Source organism: Microbacterium sp. 18062 (assembly GCF_902706225.1).
In the GTDB taxonomy this organism is placed as follows: Bacteria; Actinomycetota; Actinomycetes; order Actinomycetales; family Microbacteriaceae; genus Microbacterium.
Map to the genome: position 1 here is coordinate 78,517 of NZ_CACSKB010000007.1, position 19,127 is coordinate 97,643.

Genomic DNA, 19,127 nt, shown 5'->3' on the forward strand with positions numbered 1-19,127 from the left:
GCTCATTCCCTGGGTGTCGATGCCGAGGCGACCTCGGCGATGGTGGATGTGAGGTTGCGGACGTGATGGGCGAACCGCCCGAGGAACAGGCCGTGGACGGCACCGCCCAGCCGGCCGAAGAGACCCGGCCCGGCGCTGCCCCCATAGACCACCCGTGCGCCCGGATGGGGGGCGAGGGCGTCGGTCAGCGTCGTACCGACCGTGCGGATGTGCTCGACGGGCGCGGGCTCGCGTCGGCCGATCGCCCACACCGGCTCATAGGCCACGACGAACGGCACCCCGGCGGCGGCCTCCGCCAGCGGGGCCAGCTGACGGAGGCACTCCTCGGCCGCGGCCGCCGCACCGACCCGCTCCTGCTCGCCGACGCACACGAGCGGGATGAGGCCGGCCGCGGCCGCTGCCGCGACCTTGCGGGCGGTCCCCCGGGGAGTCTCTCCGAGGTGGCGCCGGCGCTCGGCGTGCCCGAGCTCGGCGTACCGCAGACCCGCCGCGGCGGCGTGCGCCGCCGCGATCTCGCCGGTGTACGCGCCCGGCCCGAACTCGCTGACGTCCTGCAGGCCGACCCGCACACCGTACGGCGTGAGCATCGCGGCGACCTCGCGGGCCGTCAGCGCGTCGGGGAACACGACGAGGTCGACGACGGCCGGACGGCTCCGGAGCCCCTCCGCGAGCTCGCGGGCCCAGTCGAGGGTTCGCCCGGGCGACAGGTATGCCTTGAGGCTGACGGCGACGAGCCGCGTCATCAGGCGCTCGTCTCGTACCCGCAGATCGAGCGCACCTTCTCCGCCGACGCGGACGCCTGGTCGAAGCGGTAGCCGAGCCACTCCCGCGCGAGCCGGCGGGCGAGCTCGAGGCCGATCACGCGCTGTCCCATACAGAGCACCTGCGCGTCGTTGCTGAGCACCGACCGCTCCACCGAGAACGAGTCGTGGGCGGTCACGGCGCGGATGCCGGGGACCTTGTTCGCGCTGATCGCCACGCCGAGCCCCGTGCCGCAGATGAGCAGGGCTCGATCCGCATCGCCCGCGGCGACACGGCGCGCGGCCTCGACGGCCACGTGCGGGTAGGCCGTGTGCTCGTCGTCGCCGACGCCGACGTCGACGACGGAGGCGACGCGCGGATCGGCCTCGAGATCCGCGCGCAGCACGCGTTTGTAGTCGACGCCGGCGTCGTCGCTGCCGATCACGATGCGAAGGAGGGTCATCCGTCTTGCCTTTCGTCGAGGAACCGGCCGATGGTCGTCATCACGAGCGCGAGCGACACGGCGCCGGCGTCCACGTGGCCGACGTTGCGCGATCCGGCCGTGCGCGCACGACCGCGTCGAGGCACGAGCTCCGCGGTCCGGTCTGCGGCGGCGCTCGCCTCGGCGGCGGCGGCGCGCCAGGCCCCGGGAAGCGGCTCGCCGCGTCCGATCCCGTCCGCGAGGGCGTGTGCGAACGGCACGAGCGCGTCGACGAGCGTCTTGTCGCCCAGGGCGGCTCCGCCCCGGGCGACGATCGTGTCGAGGGCTGCCGTGACACCGGCGGAGACCGTCGCGGGCGCGAGCGCGGCCGTGTCGCCGAGCCGATGACCGGCTGCGGCGAGGCCGGCGCCCCAGAGCGCGCCGGAGGTGCCGCCGGCGCGATCGGCCCAGGCATCGCCGGCCGCTGTCAGGACGCTTCCCGCCCCTGCGCCGGCGGCGGTCGCGTCCGCGGCGGCCCGGGCCGCCGCCGCGGACCCGCGTGCCATGCCCTGGCCGTGGTCTCCGTCGCCGGACTGCGCGTCGAGCCGGCCGAGGTGCGCCTCCTGCTCGGCGAGCATCGTGGCGACCTCCGCCATCAGCCGGGCGATCCGTCGGCCGTCGGCTCGGGACGACGGGCTTCCCGCCGTGAATCGAGCCTCGTCGGCCACGGCGCGCGCGCTCGTCGTCGGAGCCGCGTACGGCGCACGCCGACGGTGGAAGCCGACCGCCTCGCTCGGGGCGGTCCAGTGCTGCTCGAGCTCGTCACCGAGCCAGGTCACGGTCAGCGAGCAGCCGGCCATGTCGAAGCTCGTGACGAACTCGCTCGCCTCCGGCGCGACCAGCTCCAGCCCGTTCGCCCGCAGCAGCGGCGCGACGGCGCTCCACAGCACGAACAGCTCCTCGTGCTTCGTGCTGCCGAGGCCGTTCAGCACCACGGCGACCCGGGGCGACGAGACGGCCGGAGCCTCGGCGAGGACCGCCTCGACGAGGTGCTCGGCGAGGCGTGGGGCCGGCAGCAGATCGTGGGCGCCGGTGCCGGGCTCGCCGTGGATCCCGATGCCCACCCCCATCCGTCCGGGCCCGATCTCGAAGAGCGGTGTCGTCGAGCCGGGGAGCGTGCACCCCCGGAACGCGACGCCGAGCGACCGGGTGCGCTCGTTCGCCAGCCGTCCGAGGCGTTCGACCTCGTCGAGATCCAGCCCGGCCTCGGCGGCGGCACCGGCGATCTTGAAGACGACGAGGTCGCCTGCGACGCCTCGGCGCTCGGCCGAGCGGTGCGCCGGTGCGCTCGCGAGATCGTCGGTGACCGCGAGGACGCGGACGTCGACCCCCTCGGCCCGCAGCTCGTCGGCGGCCGCGGTGAAGTTCAGCACGTCTCCGGCGTAGTTGCCGAACCCGAGCACGACTCCGCCGCCGCGCTCGGCGTGGCGGACGACGCTGTGCACCCGTTTGGCCGAGGGCGACGCGAACACGTCGCCGCAGACGGCGCCGTCCGCGAACCCGGTGCCGACGAACCCCGCGAACGCGGGGAAGTGCCCCGACCCGCCGCCCACCACGAGCGCGGTCTTTCCGTCCCGCCCCGGTCGTGCACGCACGGCGCCTCCCGGCACCTGCCGCACGATGTCCGGGTACAGGTCGCAGAATCCGGCCAGAGCCTCGTCGGCGAAGGAGTCGGGAGCTCCCACGATCCGGGTCATCGCGGCTCTCCCGGTCCGGCGGCGCCCGTCCGCTCGCGCTGCACCCGGTTGCGGACGGGGAGGACCCGACGCAGGTAGTCCCGGTTGGCGGCGCTGACGCTCAGTCCGTCGCCACCGTAGTGCTCGGCGCAGAAGGCCCCGCGGAATCCGGCGTCGATCGCCTCGCGGACGGCGGTGCGGTAGTCGATCACTCCCAGCTCCAGGGGCGCGGGCGCGGTGAGCACGGCGCCCGTCGCCGGGTCCTCCATCCGCAGATAGTTCTTCACGTGCCAGTAGTTCGTGTGCGGAAGGACCGTGTCGAGCATCGAGCGCCAGTGCTCGATGGGTCGATGCAATCGCACGATGTTGCCGAGATCGGGGTTCAGCCCCACCGCGGGCACGTCGATCTCCTCGATCAGGCGCACCGCGCCGTCGGCCGTGCCGAGATAGGTGTCCTCGTACATCTCGAGGGAGACGAGGACGCCCACCGACTCGGCGTGCCGGCCGAGCTCGCGGAATCCGCCGACCGCCCGGGCCCGCACGGCCGGGTCGTCGGGATCCCGCGGTCCGGGCTCGGTCCAGAACCACAGCGCCTCCTGCTGGGCCGCGGTGAGCGGCTGCATCAGGCCGAAGTTCACGACCTCCAGTCCGAGCGCGGCGGCGGTGTCGACGACCCGGTGGCTGTAGGCCAGGTGCTCGTCTCCCGCTGCGGGGTCCAGGATGCTCCGGCGCGAGGTCGAGAGCGACACCATGCGCAGCCCGGCGTCGGCGACGACGCCGACGAACTCGTCGAGGCGCGAGGGGTCGAGGTCGGCGATCCGCAGCCATGAGTCGGTGGGGTCGAGGTGGTCGAACCCGGCGCGGGCGACCTCGGCGATCGTGTCCGCCCAGCGCTCCGGCGGGTCGTCCTGCACCGCCGAGCCGTCGCGGCGGACGCCGGGGAAGTTGATCATGGCGGCGGCGATCGGCCAGTCGCCCTCGTCGTCGCGCACGCCTCCGAGCGGCGCCTGCAGCGTCATGAGCCCGCTCCCCGGGCGACGGCGCCGACGGTCGCGGCGACGTCGGCGCGCGGCAGCCAGACACGCATGGTCGAGGGGCCGCGGTTCGCCCACAGGTAGTACGGGAGCAGCGCGAGCTCTGCCGCGACCGCGGTCGCGGCGACCGGTGCGTCGTCGTACGGACTGGCCTCGGCGGCGAGGTCGATCACCGCGCCGCGCACGGTCACCGCGGTGACGCCCGGCATCCCCGGGATGGGCGTCGCGGCATCGCGGGGCGCGATCGAGGTGTCGACGACGATCCGGTCGAGGTCGAGGAGCGTGGGATCCAGCGACTCGAGCGCGTAGACGAGCGGTCCGCGCTCCACGGCGACGGAGCCGCGGACTCCGTCGATGCGCGGGTCCGGGTGGACCCAGCGGGGAGCGACGTCGAGGTGCAGCGTGACGACGTCGCCGGCGCGCCATCGGCGGGTGATCGGGATCGCACCGGGCGTCGCCGTGCGCTCCGCGTCGTCCACCACGACCCGCGCGTCGCGGGCCCAGGCCGGCACGCGCACGGTGAGCGCCCACTCGTCGTCGTCGGTGTCGATCACGCGGATCGCGACGACCCCGTCCGTCGGGTACTCCGTCTCGACCTCCAGACGCGCGCGGCGCCCCGCCCCGAACGCGACGTCCACCGTGCCGGCCGCGTACTGGTGCAGCTGCACGCCCGAATCGTCGGTCGTCACCAGGTAGGCGGAGAGGCTCGCGAACGTGCGGGCCAGGTTCGTGGGGCAGCACGACGTCGTGAACCAGTCGGCACGGCGTCCGTCGGTGCGGCGCAGGCTCGGCACCCCGGGCTCCGGATCGATGCCCGGCGACCGGCGCTGCAGCGCGTTGACGTAGAAGAACGAGCGGCCGTCGACCGACGGCGAGGAGATCACGGAGTTGTACAGGGTGCGCTCGATGACGTCGGCGTATCGCTCCTCGCCCGTCGCGAGGAGCAGCCGCCACGCGACGTGCACCGAGGCGACCGCGGCGCACGTCTCGGCATAGGCGCGCTCGCTGGGCAGCTCGAAGTCGTCGCCGTACGTCTCGCCGTGGTGGTTCGACCCCATCCCGCCGGTGAGATAGGTGCGCCGCTGCAGGGTGCGGTCGTACTGGGCCTGCACGGCGCCGAGCAGCTCCTCGTCGCCCGTCTCGACCGCCACGTCGATGGCACCCGCCGCGAGGTAGAGCGCGCGGACCGAATGGCCGACCAGCACCTCGGCCTCGCGCACCGGCACGTTGTCCTGATAGTAGTCGCGGCCCTTGTACATCGTGTCGTCGAGGATGCGGTGGCCGCGTCGTTCGACGAAGAGCCGGGCCTGCTCGAGATAGCTGGCCTCGCCGGTCGCCCGGTACAGCTCGACGAGCGCGGTCTCGATCTCGGGATGGCCGCACAGCGTCTGCCTGCCGTGCTCGCCGAACTCCTCGCACACGTGGTCGGCGAGCCTGCGGGCGATGCCGAGGAACGGCGCGGGTCCGCCGGCGCGGACCACGGCGACGGCCGCCTGCAGCAGGTGCCCGTCGCAGTACAGCTCGTGTCCCCATTCGAAGTCGGTGTAACGCTCGGGGCCGCCCTCGTACCCGTAGTACGTGTTGAGGTAGCCGTCCGGCAGCTGGGCCGCAGCGAGCAGGCCGGTGAGTTCGTCGAGCCGGTCGAGCAGTGCCGGGGAGGGCTCGCGGGCGCTCTCCCATGCCATCGCCTCCATGGTCTTGTAGATCTCGGAGTCGGTGAACAGCCGCCCCACGCGCTCGGTGGCGAGCGTGCCGTTCGCGGCGGCGCGGAAGTTGCCGATCCAGCCGACCCGTTCGAGAGCGTGGTCGCAGTGCGGCAGGATCGCGTCGCGGTTCAGGCGTTGGATCCTGCCCCAGAAGCCCTCGGCGGCGATGCGGACGTCCGTGAGCGAGACGGGCCGGAGGGCGCCGGATGCGACCGGAAGGGCGGGAGCGAGGGGAGTGGACATGGGATCGGTGCTTTCGTCGTTCGGGGATGTCGGGGCGGATGGTGCGGCCGGTGCGCTCATCCGCGCACCGCTCCTGCGGCGAAGCCGCGCACGTAGTGACGCTGCAGCAGGATGAAGATCAGCAGACACGGGATGGCGGTGACGACGATGCCGGCCTGCAGGGCGCCGAGGTCGATCGCCCCCATCTCGCCGCTGCGCAGGCTCACCAGCGCGACCGGCAGTGTGAAGCTCTCGCCCTGGGTGAGGAAGATGAGCGGGGTGAGGAACTCGTTCCAGGCGGCGAGGAAGGCGAACATCCCGACCGTCACCATGGCGGGCACGACCGCGCGCAGCAGGATGCGCCGGAGCGCGCCGAAGCTCGAGCAGCCGTCGAGCAGCGCGGCCTCCTCGATCTCCTTCGGCAGCGCCTCGAAGGCGTTCCGCATCATGAAGAGCCCGAACGGCAGCTGGAACATGACGAGCACGAGCCCGACGCTGATCAGGGAGTTCTGCATCCCCACCCACCCGAGCATCGTGTAGAGCGGGACGAGGATCGTGGGATGCGGGATCATGAGGATCGCGAGCGCCCCGAGGAAGATCAGGTTCTTGCCCGGGAACCGGAACCGGGCGAAGGCGTACCCGCCGAGCACGCTCACGAGCAGCGTGCCGGCGACGGCGACGAACGACACGACGATGCTGTTCCACGAGTACTGCCAGAGCCCGGCGCCGTAGTCGACGAGGCGCGCGTAGTTGTCGCCGCCGAACCCCGGTTCGCCGCCGGTCGCGCGCGACCCGTACACGGAGGTGAAGAAGGACCAGGCGAGCGGGCTGATGAACAGCACGGCCAGCACGGTGGAGGTGCTGTAGAACGCGGTGTCGCCGATGCGCCGGCGGGCGGTCGCGGTGATGCCGAGGGCGGTCACTTCGAGTCCTTCTCTCTGAAGAAGTACATCTGCGCGGCGTTGATGGCCACGAGGGCGACGAGGAGCACCATCGCGATGGCGGCGGCGCTGCCGAGGTCGAACAGGGTGAACGCCTCGCGGAACATCGCGATCACCATGGTCACGGTGCTGTTGCTCGGACCGCCCGCGGTGAGTACGTAGAAGGGCTCGAACGCGAGCAGCGACCCGGTGATGCCGAGCACGAGGACGAGCATCAGCGTGGGCTTGAGCAGCGGCAGCGTCACGTGCCGGAGGGTCTGCCACCATCCGGCGCCGTCGGTGCGCGCGGCCTCGTAGACCTCGAGGGGGATCGCCTGCAGCCCGGTGAGCAGGATGATCATGTTGAAGCCGGCGAACCGCCAGGTGACCATGACGACCGTGGACAGGAACGCCGCCTCGGGCGTGCCGAGGAAGTCGGCCTGCCCCTGCACCAGGCCGAGCCATCGCAGGATGTCGTCGAGGGGCCCGAAGTCGTTGTTGTAGAGCGCGTAGAACAGCAGCGACGACGAGGCGAGACCGACGGCGGCCGGCAGCAGGAAGGCCGTCCGGAAGAACCCGACGCCCGGCCGGGCGTTCTGCACGAGGAGCGCGAGCGCGAGGCCCAGCACGACGAAGATGACCGTCACCACGGCGGTGTACGTGATCGTGAACCAGATCGAGTTGACGAACAGCTCGTTCTGCGCGATGGCCGTGTAGTTGTCGGGGGCGTTGACGCTCGGCGTGCCGATCAGAGGCCAGTCGTTCAGCGACATCCAGAACGCCAGCGCGAGCGGCACGAGGAACAGGACGACGATCACGAGCGCCGCGGGCAGCACGTAGAGCAGGCCCGCGAGGGCCTCGCGGCGCCGACGTCGCGGCGCCGGCGCTCCTGCCCGCGCGGCCTGCACGGCGGGAGCGATCGTGGGGACGGCCATGGCGGCTCTCTCTTGTCGGGATGGGGACGGACGCCCGATCGGGATGGCGGGTGCCCGGAGGGTACGGCGGCGGACGTCTACCGGGCCGAGAGGGAGTCCGTGATCGACGGGTTGCCGGTCGTCAGCGCGGACGTCGGGTCGGCGCCGAAGAGCGCGTCGCGCAGCACCGACAGGGCGGGACCGTTCGGGTCGTTGAAGGTCTGGCCGTAGTTCAGGGCCTTCGGGGTGTCGCCGATGCCGACGAGCTCGCCCAGCTGCACGATCCGCGGGTCCGACTGCGCGAACTCGTTGTCGGCCAGGTCGCTGCGCACGGTGAGCTGGTTCATCTGCGCGAAGACGTCGATCTGACCCTCCTCGCCGAGGCTCCACTCCAGGAAGTCCCAGGCGCCGTCGACGTCGCTGCACGAGGAGGTGATGCCGATCACGTCGCCACCGACGTAGGCGCTCTGGCCGCCGCCGGCGCCGGGGATCGCCTGCACACCGATCTTCAGCCCGTCGTTCTCGGCGACGGTCTCGAGCACCGAGTTGCTCGCGAGCAGGTACCCGACGTTCCCGCCGGAGAACACCTCGTTGCGGGTCGCTCCGCTCTCGTTCGGCACGGACTCGGGCACCGAGCCGGCCGTGAACATGTCGTTGAAGATCTGGAAGACCTCGATCGCCTCCGGCGAGTCGAGGAGCGACTCGGTGCCGTCCTCGTTCAGCGCCTCGCCGCCCGAGGCCCAGATGGCCGGGAAGTGGGTGAACGAGATGCTGCCGGCGTTGTTGCCGGTGAAGTACAGCCCGCTGATGTCGGGACCGAGCGCCGCGACCTTCGCCGCGTTGTCGGCGAGCTCCTCGAGGCTGTCGAGCGGCTTCGCGGGGTCGATGCCGGCCTGCTCCAGGAGCACGTCGTTCTGGAAGATCGCCGAGACCGACACGTTGTGGGGAACGCCGTAGAGGACGCCGTCCTGGGTCGCGAGCTTGAGGTGTCCGTGCGCGAGGTCGTCGGCGAAGTCGAGCGCCTCGACCCGGTCGGTGATGTCCTGGTAGAGGTTCTTCGCCACGAAGTTCGGCATGTACACCGCGTCGGACGCCATGAGGCAGGGCAGCTGGCCGCCGCCGGCGGCGACGCCGACCTTCTGCAGGTAGTTGTCCGTCGGCACGACCGTGAGCTCGATCCGCCGGTCGTGACTCGCGTTGTACGCGTCGACGAGCGCTTGGCTCTGGGAGGCGGTGGAGGCCCGCGCCCACATCGTGATGGGCTCGTCCGACCCGCCGTCGCCGGTCGAGCCGCTCGAACAGCCCGCCAGGGCGAGGGCTCCGAGCACGAGCCCTGAGACGGCCAGCGTTGCTGTCCTGGTGCATCGAGTACGCATGATCTTCCGTTTCCTCCGACCCGGCGTCCTCGCCGGGGACCGGCTCTGGAGGGCGGTCCGCGGTGGTCGGCGGCAGGCCCTCGTGGTGTCCTCTCGGGCCGAGATGCCTGAAGCAGCATCGCGACCCGCACAAGCTAACAGATCAGATCTCTATTGAGCAACAGGTTGAACCGAAACATCGCGAGCCAGCGGCGCCAGATCCTTAAAAAGCTGCGATTATCCTGCGATAGGACAGGCGATTGCGACTCCATTTGCGAAGAAGCCTCGCATACTCCTCAGATGAGTTGAGGAAGAGATGGCTTGTGATGGAGAGGGCGCTCTGCCAGAGTTGGGGACATGCCGACCAACGAGAGCGCCGCGACCACGGCCACCGCGACGACGACCGTCGTCGAGCACGTCGAGCATCTCGTCTTCGGCGGCGACCTCGAGCCCGGCGACACGCTGCCGTCGGAGTCCGAGCTGGCCGCGACCCTCGGCGTCAGCCGTCTCACGGTGCGTGAGGCGTTCCGCTCCCTGCAGGCCAGAGGGCTCGTCGAGATCAGTCACGGTCGCCGGCCCGTCGTCGCGCACCCGAACGCGTTGCCGCTCGGGGACTTCTTCTCGGCATCCGTCCGGCGCGACGCGCGCGGGCTGCTCGAGCTGCTCGAGGTGCGGCTGGCCGTCGAGGTGCACGCCACGCAGCTCGCGGCGACGCACGCGACGAGCTCGGATCTCAACATGCTGGCGATGGTGCTCGACCTCATGCGCCGCTCGGTCGAGGACGAGCAGGCGTTCAACGACGCCGACGTGCGGTTCCATGCCGCGGTCGGTGCCGCGAGCGGCAATCGCATGCTCGGCTTCCTGATCGAGGGGATGGACGAGCCGTTGCACCACAGCCGGCTCAACAGCATCCGCGGATACCAGCGCAAGAACCACTCGCTGCAGTCGCTGGTCGACCAGCACGAGGAGATCTATCGTCGGATCGCCGCGCATGACGGACGGGGCGCGGCGACCGCGATGCGCAAGCACCTGCAGCAGACCCGCAACGACCTGCGTACCGCCTTCGCCATCGACGCGCCGGGCCGGACGGATCCCGATGCCGGCTCGAAGGCGCCGTCGCGCCTCACCTGACACGCCGGCGCCGACAGCCGCGCCGGCATGCCGACACCGAGGGCGGGCAGCTGCGGGTGCTCCACGACGGCGCCTCGATCCTCGAATGGCGGCAGAACCTTCTGGCGCCGTTTCAGGAAACCGGCGCCACCGCGAGGGATGGGGCTTCTCAGCCCTCGGCCTCCGCCTCGGACGGGGCTCCTGCATCCGCCGCGGCATCTCCCGCGTCCGGCCTGTCGGCGCCCGCCGCACCCGCGCCGTCCGCTCCCGCGGAGTCCGTCGTGCCGCGCAGCACGCCCTCCGGCCGGATCAGCTCGCGCACCTCGGCCATGAAGCTGGTGAGCTGCTGCTGCTGCCAGCGCAACTGGCGCGTGCGGTCCTCGGCGTCGCGCAGCACGCCGGTGGAGTGCTCCATCACGGTGGTGACGATCTTCTGCGCCTTGATCCGGGCGCGGTCGAGGTTCTCCTGGGCGCGCACCTGCGCGTCGGCCTCGATCTGCGCCGCCTGGGCGCGCATGAGCTTCTCGTAGCCGTCGGCCTTCGCCGAGATGCGCTGCGCGTGCTCTAGCGACGACGCCACCTGCTCGTTGGCGTCCGCCGTGATGCGCTCGGCGTGGGCCACGGCCTGGTTGTGCAGCACGAGGAACTCCTGCTGCGCGTCGTCCTGGCGCCGGGTCAGGGTCTCCTCGAACTCCAGCACGCGGGCGTTCATCTCGCGCACGTCGCGTTCGGTGTCGGCGCGCAGCTGGGTGGTCTCGCGGGTGACCAGGGCGCGAAGGGCGGCGGCGCCCTTCTCGGCCTCGGTGCGGATGGCGTCGGCCTCGCGCTCGGCCTGCGCCACCTTCTCGGCCGCGTGCGTCGCCTCGCGCTCGATGCGCGCCTCGTGGGCGGTGTACTCGGTCTCGATCCGCAGCCGCACCTGGTCGGCGTCGTGCTGGGCCTGGGTCGTGATGCGGTGGATGTCGGCCTGGGCGTCGGCGCGCTGGGTGTTGATCTCCTCGCGCGCGCTCTCGAGCAGGCGCTCGGCCTGGGCGGCGGCGTTCTGGATGATGAGGTTCGCCTGCTCCTCGGCGACCCGCAGCACGGCCTCGAACTGCTCGCGCGTCGACGGGTCGTCGGCGACCGAGGTCTCGCCATCCGAGGACTCGCCCTTCGGTCCGTCGACGAGCTCGGCGCTGAGGGCGGCGATGCGCTGCTCGGACTCGGCGACCCGCGCGGTCGCGGCGGCGAGATCGGCCTCGAGTCGGTCGGTGACGGCGCGATGGGCGTCACGGGCGTCGTCGAGAGCCGCGGTGTTCGCGGCGATGACCTGCTCGATCTCGGCCTGCTGATCGGCGCGCAGCTGGTCGATCGTCTCGCGCCGGCGCGTCTCGGCCGCGGCCAGGTCGTCGCTCGAACGCTGCAGACGCGAGGTCAGCTCGGCGATCGTGGAGTCGACCTCGCCCCGGTCGTAGCCGCGGAATCCGACCGTGAACACCCCGCCCTCGGTCGGCGATCCCTGCATGAGCTCGTCGAACGGGGATGCCGCGCGGCCGTCGTTCTCGGCGGCGTCGGGGCGCGAATCGGTCATGGCGGGCCTTCCGGTCGGAGCGTGACGCCGATCGCCGTGTGCGGGGCGGATCGACGAGGACGAGCCCAGTCTTCCCGATCCACCTGTGGAGTCGCCAGCACGGATGCTGGCCGCTCCGTCAACCCTGCGTGTCTCACTTGTGCAGGTCTCGCGGCTCGTCCGTCTGCACAACTGAGACACGGATGCTGAGCCGATCCCTGGGCGCCTCGGTTGTGCAGCTCGCTCAGCGACTCGACGTTCCCTGCTCCGCGAAGGCACTGGATCGCTGGTCCGTCACGCCGAGGTGGGAGCGGAGGGTGACGCCTTCGTAGTCCGCGGGGTACGAGCCCCGGGCACGGAGGGCGGGGACGACCTCGTCGACGAAGCGGTCGAGCCCGGTCGGGGTGAGCGACGGGATGACGACGAACCCGTCGGTGGCGCCGCTCTGCACGACCGCGTCGATCTGCGCGGCGATGCTCTCGCCGGTGCCGACGAACCGGGGCGGTGCCGCCTGCGCGATCGCCAGCTCGTGCACGCTGAGGCCCTCGTCCGCCGCCCGGCGGGCCCACTCGCGTGCGGTCGCCTCGCGGTCGCCGAGGAGCAGCGCGCGGCCTTTGCTGAGGGCGGCATCCGGCTCCGCCTCCGCGGGGTCGGGGAGCGGGCCGTCGGGGTCGAGCTCGGGGAACGTACGACCCCAGACCGCTTCGACGGCGCGCACGGCCGTCGCCGCGCTCACCTGCGCGCGCACCTCGGCGCGGGCGAGACGGGCGGCGTCCGCCTCGTCGTCGCCGATGACGAAGGTCGCCGCCGGCAGGATCCGGAGGTCGTCGCGCGACCTGCCGGCACGGACGAGGCGGTCGGTCATGTCGGCGGCGAACTCCGCGGCGGCGTCCTGCTCGGAGAAGGGGGAGAAGATCGCGTCGGCGTGACGCGCGGCCATGTCGCGACCCTCGTCGGACACCCCGGCCTGCACGACGACGGGCCGCCCCTGGGGACTCGCCGGGATGCGCGCCGGCGCGACGACGTCGAAGAACCTCGACGCGTGTCGCACCGTGTCGCCCGTCTCCGCCGCCGTCCACACCCGGTTCGCGAGCGCGATGAAGTCGGACGCCCGCTCGTAGCGGTCGGCGTGCGCGAGGTATCCGCCGCGACGGAAGTTCGCGCCGGTGAACGCGTCGGAGCTCGTCACGACGTTCCAGCCCGCCCTGCCTCCCGACACGGCATCCAGCGACAGCAGCTGCCGCGCCAGCTCGAACGGCTCGTTGTAGGTGGAGTTGAGCGTCGCGACCAGCCCGAGGCGCGAGGTCACCGCCGCGACCGATGCGAGGACGGTGAGCGAGTCGGGGCGTCCGACGACGTCGAGGTCGTGGATGAGGCCGGCGTGCTCGCGCAGGCGCAACCCCTCGGCGAGGAACAGGAAGTCGAAGGCGCCGCGCTCGGCGGTGCGCGCGAAGTGCTCGAACGACGAGAAGTCCGTCTGGCTGCCCGAACGGGGATCCGACCAGATCGTGGTGCTGTTGACGCCGGGGAAGTGGGCGGCGAGGTGCACCCGGCGGGTCATGCGTCCACCCGGCTCTCGGCCTCGCGCGCGTATCGGCTCGCCGGACGCGGCAGTCCCAGTCGTTCGCGGAAGGATGCGGCCGGCGCGGCGGTCGCGAAGGGGGCGAGCGCCGCGGCCCACTCGTCGGGCGCGGCCGGGATGCGGTCGAACACGAGCACGGCGCCGTCCGCGCCGGCGTCGTGCCGGAGCGTCGCGAGCGTCTCCCGCACGCAACCGGGGGTGGTGGTGCAGGCGTCGACGTCGACGAGGACGGTCGGCGCCCGTCCGGCGTCGGCGGCGGCGTCGCGCGCCCGGGCGAGGTCCTCCGGGTGCACGCGGAGGACCTCGGCCGTCGCCGATCCCGCCGCGAGGGCCGCGGCATCGCCCCGTCCCACCTGCACGACGACCGGCGGCAGTCCCTGGACCGACCGCGGCACGATGGACGGCCCGACGACGCGGAAGTGCTCGCCGACGAAGTCGATGCGGTGCACGCGCGCACGGTCGATGTATCGGCCCGTGGCCACGTCGCGGATGATCGCGTCATCCTCCCAGCTGTCCCAGAGCCGGCGCGACACCTCGATCGCCTCCAGGGCCTCGGCCCAGGCGTCGTCGGGGCCGGGGGCGGCGCGGCGTCCGAACAGGGCGGCATCCGACTCGGATATGGAGACCGTGGGCTGCCATCCGGCTCGCCCGAGAGAGGTGAGGTCGAGGGTCTGAACGGCCTTGGACAGGTGGAACGGCTCGGTGTGGGTGACGGCGACGGCGGGGACGAGCGCGATCCGGGTGGTCGCCGGGGCGATCACGGCGGCGAGCGTCACTGCGTCGATCGCCACCTCGCCCTCGGCGGGGACGGGCACGTCCCGGACGACGAGCAGGTCCGCGCCGGCACGATCGAACGCGCGGGCGGCGACCGCCGCCTGCGTCGCGAGGGCGGCGCCCCGTGCGGCGGCGGCGGGCAGCTCCACGCCGACCAGCAGCGGCTCGAGCGGCTTCGCGAAGTATCGCCCGAGGCCGCGCGCGTTCGTGTAGTGGCCGAAGGGCGGGATCGGCAGCCAGCCTTCGCGCGCATAGAGGGCGATGGCCTCCGGCTGCCGTTCGCCGGTCTCGAGCACGATGTCGCGGTATCCCTCTTCGCGAGCGATCGCTTCGACCTCGGCGAGCACGAGCGCCGCGAGCCCGCGGCGGCGGTGGCCGGGCGCGACGAACACCCGCTTGATCTCCGCGTGCCCGTGGGTGCGCTTGAGCGCCGCGGTGGCGACGGCCGCGCCGTCGACGTACGCGACGACGACCGCGATGATCTCGGCCGGGTCGACGGCCACGGCGTCGGCCGGGTCGAGCACGTCGGCGTACCGCGGTCGCAGCTCGGTGTCCATGCGCGCTCGCAGCGCGGTCGGTGCGGCATCCGTCCACGCCTCGCGGCGGACGCTCGGCCGCGTCACGCGGTCACCCGGGCGTAGGCCCGCCCGATCCGTGTCGCCGCCTCGCCCAGCTGCCCGACGGTCGCCTGACCGAACGACACGCGCGCGTGCCGGCGGCTCGCGGCGGCGTCCCCGACGACGGAGAACTGGCTGCCGGGCAGGAACACGACCCCCTCCTCGGCGGCGGCTGCCGCCAGCGCGTCGACGTCGACGGCGGGATCGGTGAAGCGCGGCCAGGCGAACACGCCGCCCTCGGGCACGTCGACGTCGACGGCGTCGCCGAGCTCTGCCCGCAGGCCCCCGACGAGGGCGAGCGCGCGCTCCCGGTAGAGGACGGATGCGGCGGCGACCGTGCGGTCGAAGAGGCCGTCGCTCGTGACCAGGCGCCCCACGACCTCCTGGAGCAGGCTCGACGCGTGCTGGTCCTGCCGCGACCGCAGGTCGAGCAGGCCGGGGACGAGCCACTCCGGCGCCACCGTCCAGCCGAGACGCAGGCCCGGGCCGAGCGTCTTCGAGAACGTGTTCACCCGCACGACGCGGTCGCTGTCGAGATCGAGGTCGGCGACGGGGGCGCCGTCGCCTCGCAGCGCGGAGTACGGGTTGTCGGAGACGACGACGAAGCCGTACAGCTCGGCGAGCTCGACGAGGCGCGTGCGGCGATCGGCGGCCAGCACGCTGCCGGTGGGGTTCTGGAAGTCCGGCACGACGTACAGCGCGCGCGGGCGCGCACCGGCACGGAGGAGGTCCGCGAGCGCATCGACGTCGAGGCCCTCGGCGTCGACCGGCACGGCGTCCACCCGTGCGCCGGTGAGCTGGAGCGTCTTGACCGCGAGCGGGTAGACCGGGTTCTCGACCAGGACGAGATCGCCGGGGTCGACGACGGCCAGGAGCGTGAGCGACAGACCGTGCAACGCCCCGTTGGTGATCACCACGCGCGCGGCGTCCGCGCCCTCGCGCGCGCCGGCCCACGCCCTCAGCCCGGCGTCGCCCTGGTGCCCGGTGTAGTCCAGCGCGCGCGCCGCGGTCTCGGGGTCGGCGAGCACGGCCTCGGTGAGGCGGGCGAGCTCCGCTCGGGGAAGCGGCTCGATCGCGGGGGAGCCGCCGGTGAGGTGGATCGCGTCGTCGGCGACGCGGCCGAGCACAGCCCCGAAGCTGCTCGGGGCGACCAGTCCGCTCACTCGCTCGGCGAGGAAGGTCTGCGTAGTCATGCGTTCTCCTGTCGTGATCGCCCGGGTCGGCGGTCCACGGGTCCAGCCCTCCGGAGCGACTCGGGAGGCCCTCCTCGGGGGCTTCGAGTCAACCGCGCCGTGCGCGCCGCGTCCTTCCGGGCGTCATCCGGCGTAGCAGTCGGTGCGCCCCGCGCACGGCGGATCGGCCGCCGGCGCGTCGGACGACGGATGACGGCAGATGACGAGGGGTCGTTCGACCCTCCGCGGGACGCACGTAGCGTGCTGCTGTCGATGAGGGGAGATCGCGATGACCGCTTCCGTTCCGGTCGATCGGGTGTGGGCGATCGATGCACATGATCGACACGACTGCGCGCCCGCGGACTTCTTCGCCGAGTGGCCGGAGCTTCGTGCGTACGCGGTCGCCGCGCGGGGGCTCGAACGCGGCGCGATCGCCTTCACCCATCTGGCCGGCTCGACCTGGTACCGCGTGACGGTGCGCGAGAGCACGACCGGCGTGATCGAGCTCGTCGGCGAACGGCGCGCCGCCCCGAACGGGCTCACGGCGCGCGAGCTCGACGTGCTGACGCTCGTGGCCTGCGGTCTGGGCAACACCGAGATCGCCCGGGCGCTCGGGATCGGGGCGACCACGGTGCGCACGCGTGTCGAGCGCATCCTCGCCCGCCTGTCGGTGACCAGCCGCACCGCGGCCGCGGCACTCGCGGTCGACTCCGGCATCCTTCGGCTCCCCCTGCCCGCGCCCGTCTCGGGGTCCTCCGATCTCGGGGTCGTGGCGCTCGAGCGGGCGCGGCTGGGCGACGAGCCGGCCGTGCCGCTGCGGAGGGCCTGGCGGCACGGCGCGCCCGCCGCGCGCCGCCCCTTCCGGCTGGTGAGCGTGCTGCCCTCGACGCCCGACGGCGAGGCCCGTCGACGCGGGAGCGACCTCGCGGTGCGGGCGGTCAACGCCCGCGGCGGCGTGCACGGCCGCGGGATCGAGCACGTCGTGATCCGCGGCGACGATCCCGGCGTCGACGGGGATGCGGCGCTCTCGGCCGCCGTCGACGCCGGCGCCGACGCCGTGAGCTGGGCGATCCGCGACGACGTGCTCGACCCGGTCGCCCTCGTCCGGCAGGCGGGCCGGATCGGGCGCCCGTTCCTCCATTCTCTGGGGAGTGCGGAAGCCGTCGAGGCCGTCCGCGGCACCGACCGCCTGAACAACGTCTTCCAGACGTGTCCCGGCCTGAACGTGTACGCGCGCGGGTTCGCCGGCGTCGTGCAGGACGCGCATCGCCGTGGCATCGTCGGTGGCGGCGACCGGCGCATCGTGGTCATCGGCGAGGACCCCACCCGGGTCGGCAGCGTCGCACCCGGGGCGACCGGGGTCGACCTGGTCGTCGTGCGCTCGCCCGAGGACTGGGCGGACGAGGTCGCCCGCATCCGCTCCTCGCCGCCGTGGGGGATCCTCGTCGCGACCTGGGATCCCGTCTCCCTGGACCGCTTCCTGGACGCCTTCTTCGCCGATCCGTTCCCCTCCCTCGTGCAGGCGGTGTGGGTGCCCGGCACCGAGGCGTTCGAGCGGCCTCTCGAGGACGGCGTGATCTGGGCGTCGAACATCGGGCGCTACCGCGACGGCATCGCCGTGCGGTTCGAGCGGGCGTACCGGGAGGTCTACGGGGCACAGCCCTCGACGCCGGCGGGCGTCGGCTACGACGTCGTGCAGATCATGGCGCGGGCATGGCGCGACGCGTGGCGTCCGGACTCGGCGACGTCCGTCGTCGACGCCGTGCACGACGACGTCTACCGGGGGGTCAATGGACCCTACTTCTTCGGCTCCCCCGGGCAGGCGTCGTTGTCGTATCCGCACGAGACGCCGGACGGCTCGCTCGGGCACGCCCGCTTCACGTATCAGGTGCAGAACGGGGAGCACCGGGTGGTCGGTCCGTCGAGCCTCGCGACGTCGCGCGTCGAGACCCCGTGGTGGTTCGCACGCGATAACCGCGTGTTACGCCGGGCGGGGTGAGCTCGGACGGGCCTGCTCAAGATGGGGGACCTCGTCCCCGACCCTGGAGTGAGCCCGTGACCTCCCCCTTCATCCTCAACGCGGTGCTGCGTGGGCAGCTCGGCGGCCACACGGCCGCGTGGCGCGTGTCGCGGGCCCGCATCGAGGACAACACGACCCTCGAGTACTGGACGGAGCTCGCCGGCATCCTCGAGGGCGCGCGCTTCGACACGCTCTTCCTCGCCGACACGCTCGCGGTGCCGGACGACCCCGCGACACCCCTGCAGTGGCCGCTCGACCCCTTCATCCTCATCGCCGCGCTCGCCGCATCCACGCGGTCGATAGGCCTCGTCGCCACGCACTCGACGACCTTCAACGACCCGTTCACCACGGCGCGCCAGCTCGCGTCGATCGATCACCTCACCGGCGGCCGCGCCGGGTGGAACGTCGTGACGAGCCTCGACGACAACGCCGCGCTCAACTACGGCCGCGACCGGCTGCCCGAGCACGACCTGCGGTACGACATCGCGCAGGACTACGTGTCGGCGGTCGTCGAGCTGCTCCACGGCTGGGAGCCCGACGCGCTCGTGGCCGACCGCGAGTCCGGAGAGCTCGTGCGCCGCGACGCCGTTCGCACGGTCGATCACGTGGGCCCGTTCCATCGGGTGCGCGGTCCGCTTCTGACGACCCGCACGCCGCAGACCGTTCCGCTCATCGCCCAGGCGGGAGGATCGCCCGCGGGGATCGACCTCGCCGGCCGCCATGCGGACATCGTCTACACGCGTCAGCTCGACCTCGACGCGTCGATCGACTACCGCAGGCGGGCGCGGGCGGCAGCGGTCGAGCACGGCCGCGCGGCGGATGCGGTCCGCATCCTGCCCGGCGTCGTTCCGGTGGTGGCGTCGTCGCGGGATGCCGCATGGCAGCGCGTACGGGACCTGCGCGCCTCGGACGATGCCGCCCGTGCGCGGTTCGGCTACGCGCCGGGCGGGCCCGCCGCGGAGAGCTCCGGTCATCGCGTGCTCGCCGGCACCGCCGTCGAGATCGCCGACGACATCTCGCGCTGGCACGAGGCGGGCGCCTTGGACGGGATCAGCGTGCACGTGAACGTCCTCCCCGACGACCTCGAGGTGTTCGTCGACGCCGTCGTGCCGATCCTCCGCGACCGCGGACTCGCGTCATCGGACTACGCCCCGGGCACGGTTCGGGAGCGCCTTGGACTCTCGGCACCGGCGCCCGACGAGTCGGCCTTCTCGCCGCGGTGGCAGCCCGAGGCGCTCGGGACGGGGCGGTGAT

15 protein-coding genes are annotated in these 19,127 nt (G+C 72.7%); 3 read left to right on the forward strand and 12 right to left on the reverse strand.

Annotation, left to right across the window (positions count from 1 at the left end):
• Window positions 1-2 precede the first annotated feature (2 nt).
• The 8 genes from GVL03_RS04460 to GVL03_RS04495 form a co-directional block, all read right to left on the reverse strand.
• Window positions 3-743 (reverse strand): triose-phosphate isomerase family protein, encoded by a 741-nt coding sequence (locus GVL03_RS04460; RefSeq protein ID WP_159499787.1) that lies wholly within the window; start codon window positions 741-743, stop codon window positions 3-5.
• Window positions 743-1,204 (reverse strand): ribose-5-phosphate isomerase, encoded by a 462-nt coding sequence (locus tag GVL03_RS04465; protein WP_159499788.1) that lies wholly within the window; start codon window positions 1,202-1,204, stop codon window positions 743-745. The genes GVL03_RS04460 and GVL03_RS04465 overlap by 1 nt, the downstream gene beginning before the upstream one ends.
• Window positions 1,201-2,919: a dihydroxyacetone kinase family protein gene (locus GVL03_RS04470; RefSeq protein ID WP_159499789.1), complete on the reverse strand. Its 1,719-nt coding sequence runs from the start codon at window positions 2,917-2,919 to the stop codon at window positions 1,201-1,203. Before GVL03_RS04470 ends, GVL03_RS04465 begins: the two co-directional genes overlap by 4 nt.
• Window positions 2,916-3,917 (reverse strand): sugar phosphate isomerase/epimerase, encoded by a 1,002-nt coding sequence (locus tag GVL03_RS04475; RefSeq protein ID WP_159499790.1) that lies wholly within the window; start codon window positions 3,915-3,917, stop codon window positions 2,916-2,918. The genes GVL03_RS04470 and GVL03_RS04475 overlap by 4 nt, the downstream gene beginning before the upstream one ends.
• Window positions 3,914-5,881: a glycoside hydrolase family 127 protein gene (locus GVL03_RS04480; protein WP_159499791.1), complete on the reverse strand. Its 1,968-nt coding sequence runs from the start codon at window positions 5,879-5,881 to the stop codon at window positions 3,914-3,916. The genes GVL03_RS04475 and GVL03_RS04480 overlap by 4 nt, the downstream gene beginning before the upstream one ends.
• Before the next feature lie 56 nt (window positions 5,882-5,937).
• On the reverse strand, window positions 5,938-6,783 hold the full coding sequence (locus tag GVL03_RS04485) for a carbohydrate ABC transporter permease (protein ID WP_235038019.1): 846 nt from the start codon (window positions 6,781-6,783) through the stop codon (window positions 5,938-5,940).
• Window positions 6,780-7,715, reverse strand: coding sequence for a carbohydrate ABC transporter permease (locus GVL03_RS04490; protein WP_159499792.1), 936 nt, complete (start codon window positions 7,713-7,715; stop codon window positions 6,780-6,782). Before GVL03_RS04490 ends, GVL03_RS04485 begins: the two co-directional genes overlap by 4 nt.
• 77 nt (window positions 7,716-7,792) lie before the next feature.
• Window positions 7,793-9,070, reverse strand: coding sequence for a sugar ABC transporter substrate-binding protein (locus GVL03_RS04495; protein WP_159499793.1), 1,278 nt, complete (start codon window positions 9,068-9,070; stop codon window positions 7,793-7,795).
• Window positions 9,071-9,406: 336 nt separating this feature from the next.
• Here GVL03_RS04495 and GVL03_RS04500 point away from each other — a divergent pair, with 336 nt between their 5' ends.
• Window positions 9,407-10,180 carry a FadR/GntR family transcriptional regulator gene (locus GVL03_RS04500; protein WP_159499794.1) on the forward strand — a complete coding sequence of 258 codons (774 nt, stop codon included), beginning with the start codon at window positions 9,407-9,409 and terminating at the stop codon, window positions 10,178-10,180.
• 148 nt (window positions 10,181-10,328) lie between these two features.
• Here GVL03_RS04500 and GVL03_RS04505 read toward each other — a convergent pair whose 3' ends face one another.
• The 4 genes from GVL03_RS04505 to GVL03_RS04520 form a co-directional block, all read right to left on the reverse strand.
• Window positions 10,329-11,729: a cell division initiation protein gene (locus GVL03_RS04505; RefSeq protein ID WP_159499795.1), complete on the reverse strand. Its 1,401-nt coding sequence runs from the start codon at window positions 11,727-11,729 to the stop codon at window positions 10,329-10,331.
• A gap of 223 nt (window positions 11,730-11,952) precedes the next feature.
• Window positions 11,953-13,269: an NtaA/DmoA family FMN-dependent monooxygenase gene (locus GVL03_RS04510; protein ID WP_159499796.1), complete on the reverse strand. Its 1,317-nt coding sequence runs from the start codon at window positions 13,267-13,269 to the stop codon at window positions 11,953-11,955.
• The gene (locus GVL03_RS04515; RefSeq protein ID WP_159499797.1) at window positions 13,266-14,687 is read right to left on the reverse strand and encodes an LLM class flavin-dependent oxidoreductase; all 1,422 of its coding nucleotides are present in this window, start codon (window positions 14,685-14,687) and stop codon (window positions 13,266-13,268) included. Before GVL03_RS04515 ends, GVL03_RS04510 begins: the two co-directional genes overlap by 4 nt.
• Complete coding sequence (locus tag GVL03_RS04520) at window positions 14,684-15,874, reverse strand: PLP-dependent aminotransferase family protein (RefSeq protein WP_159499798.1); 1,191 nt, start codon at window positions 15,872-15,874, stop codon at window positions 14,684-14,686. The genes GVL03_RS04515 and GVL03_RS04520 overlap by 4 nt, the downstream gene beginning before the upstream one ends.
• A gap of 268 nt (window positions 15,875-16,142) precedes the next feature.
• Here GVL03_RS04520 and GVL03_RS04525 point away from each other — a divergent pair, with 268 nt between their 5' ends.
• Entirely contained in the window at window positions 16,143-17,852 is a 1,710-nt protein-coding gene (locus GVL03_RS04525) for an ABC transporter substrate-binding protein (protein WP_159499799.1), read from the forward strand.
• A gap of 56 nt (window positions 17,853-17,908) precedes the next feature.
• Complete coding sequence (locus tag GVL03_RS04530) at window positions 17,909-19,126, forward strand: NtaA/DmoA family FMN-dependent monooxygenase (RefSeq protein WP_159499800.1); 1,218 nt, start codon at window positions 17,909-17,911, stop codon at window positions 19,124-19,126.
• Window position 19,127: the final 1 nt, after the last annotated feature.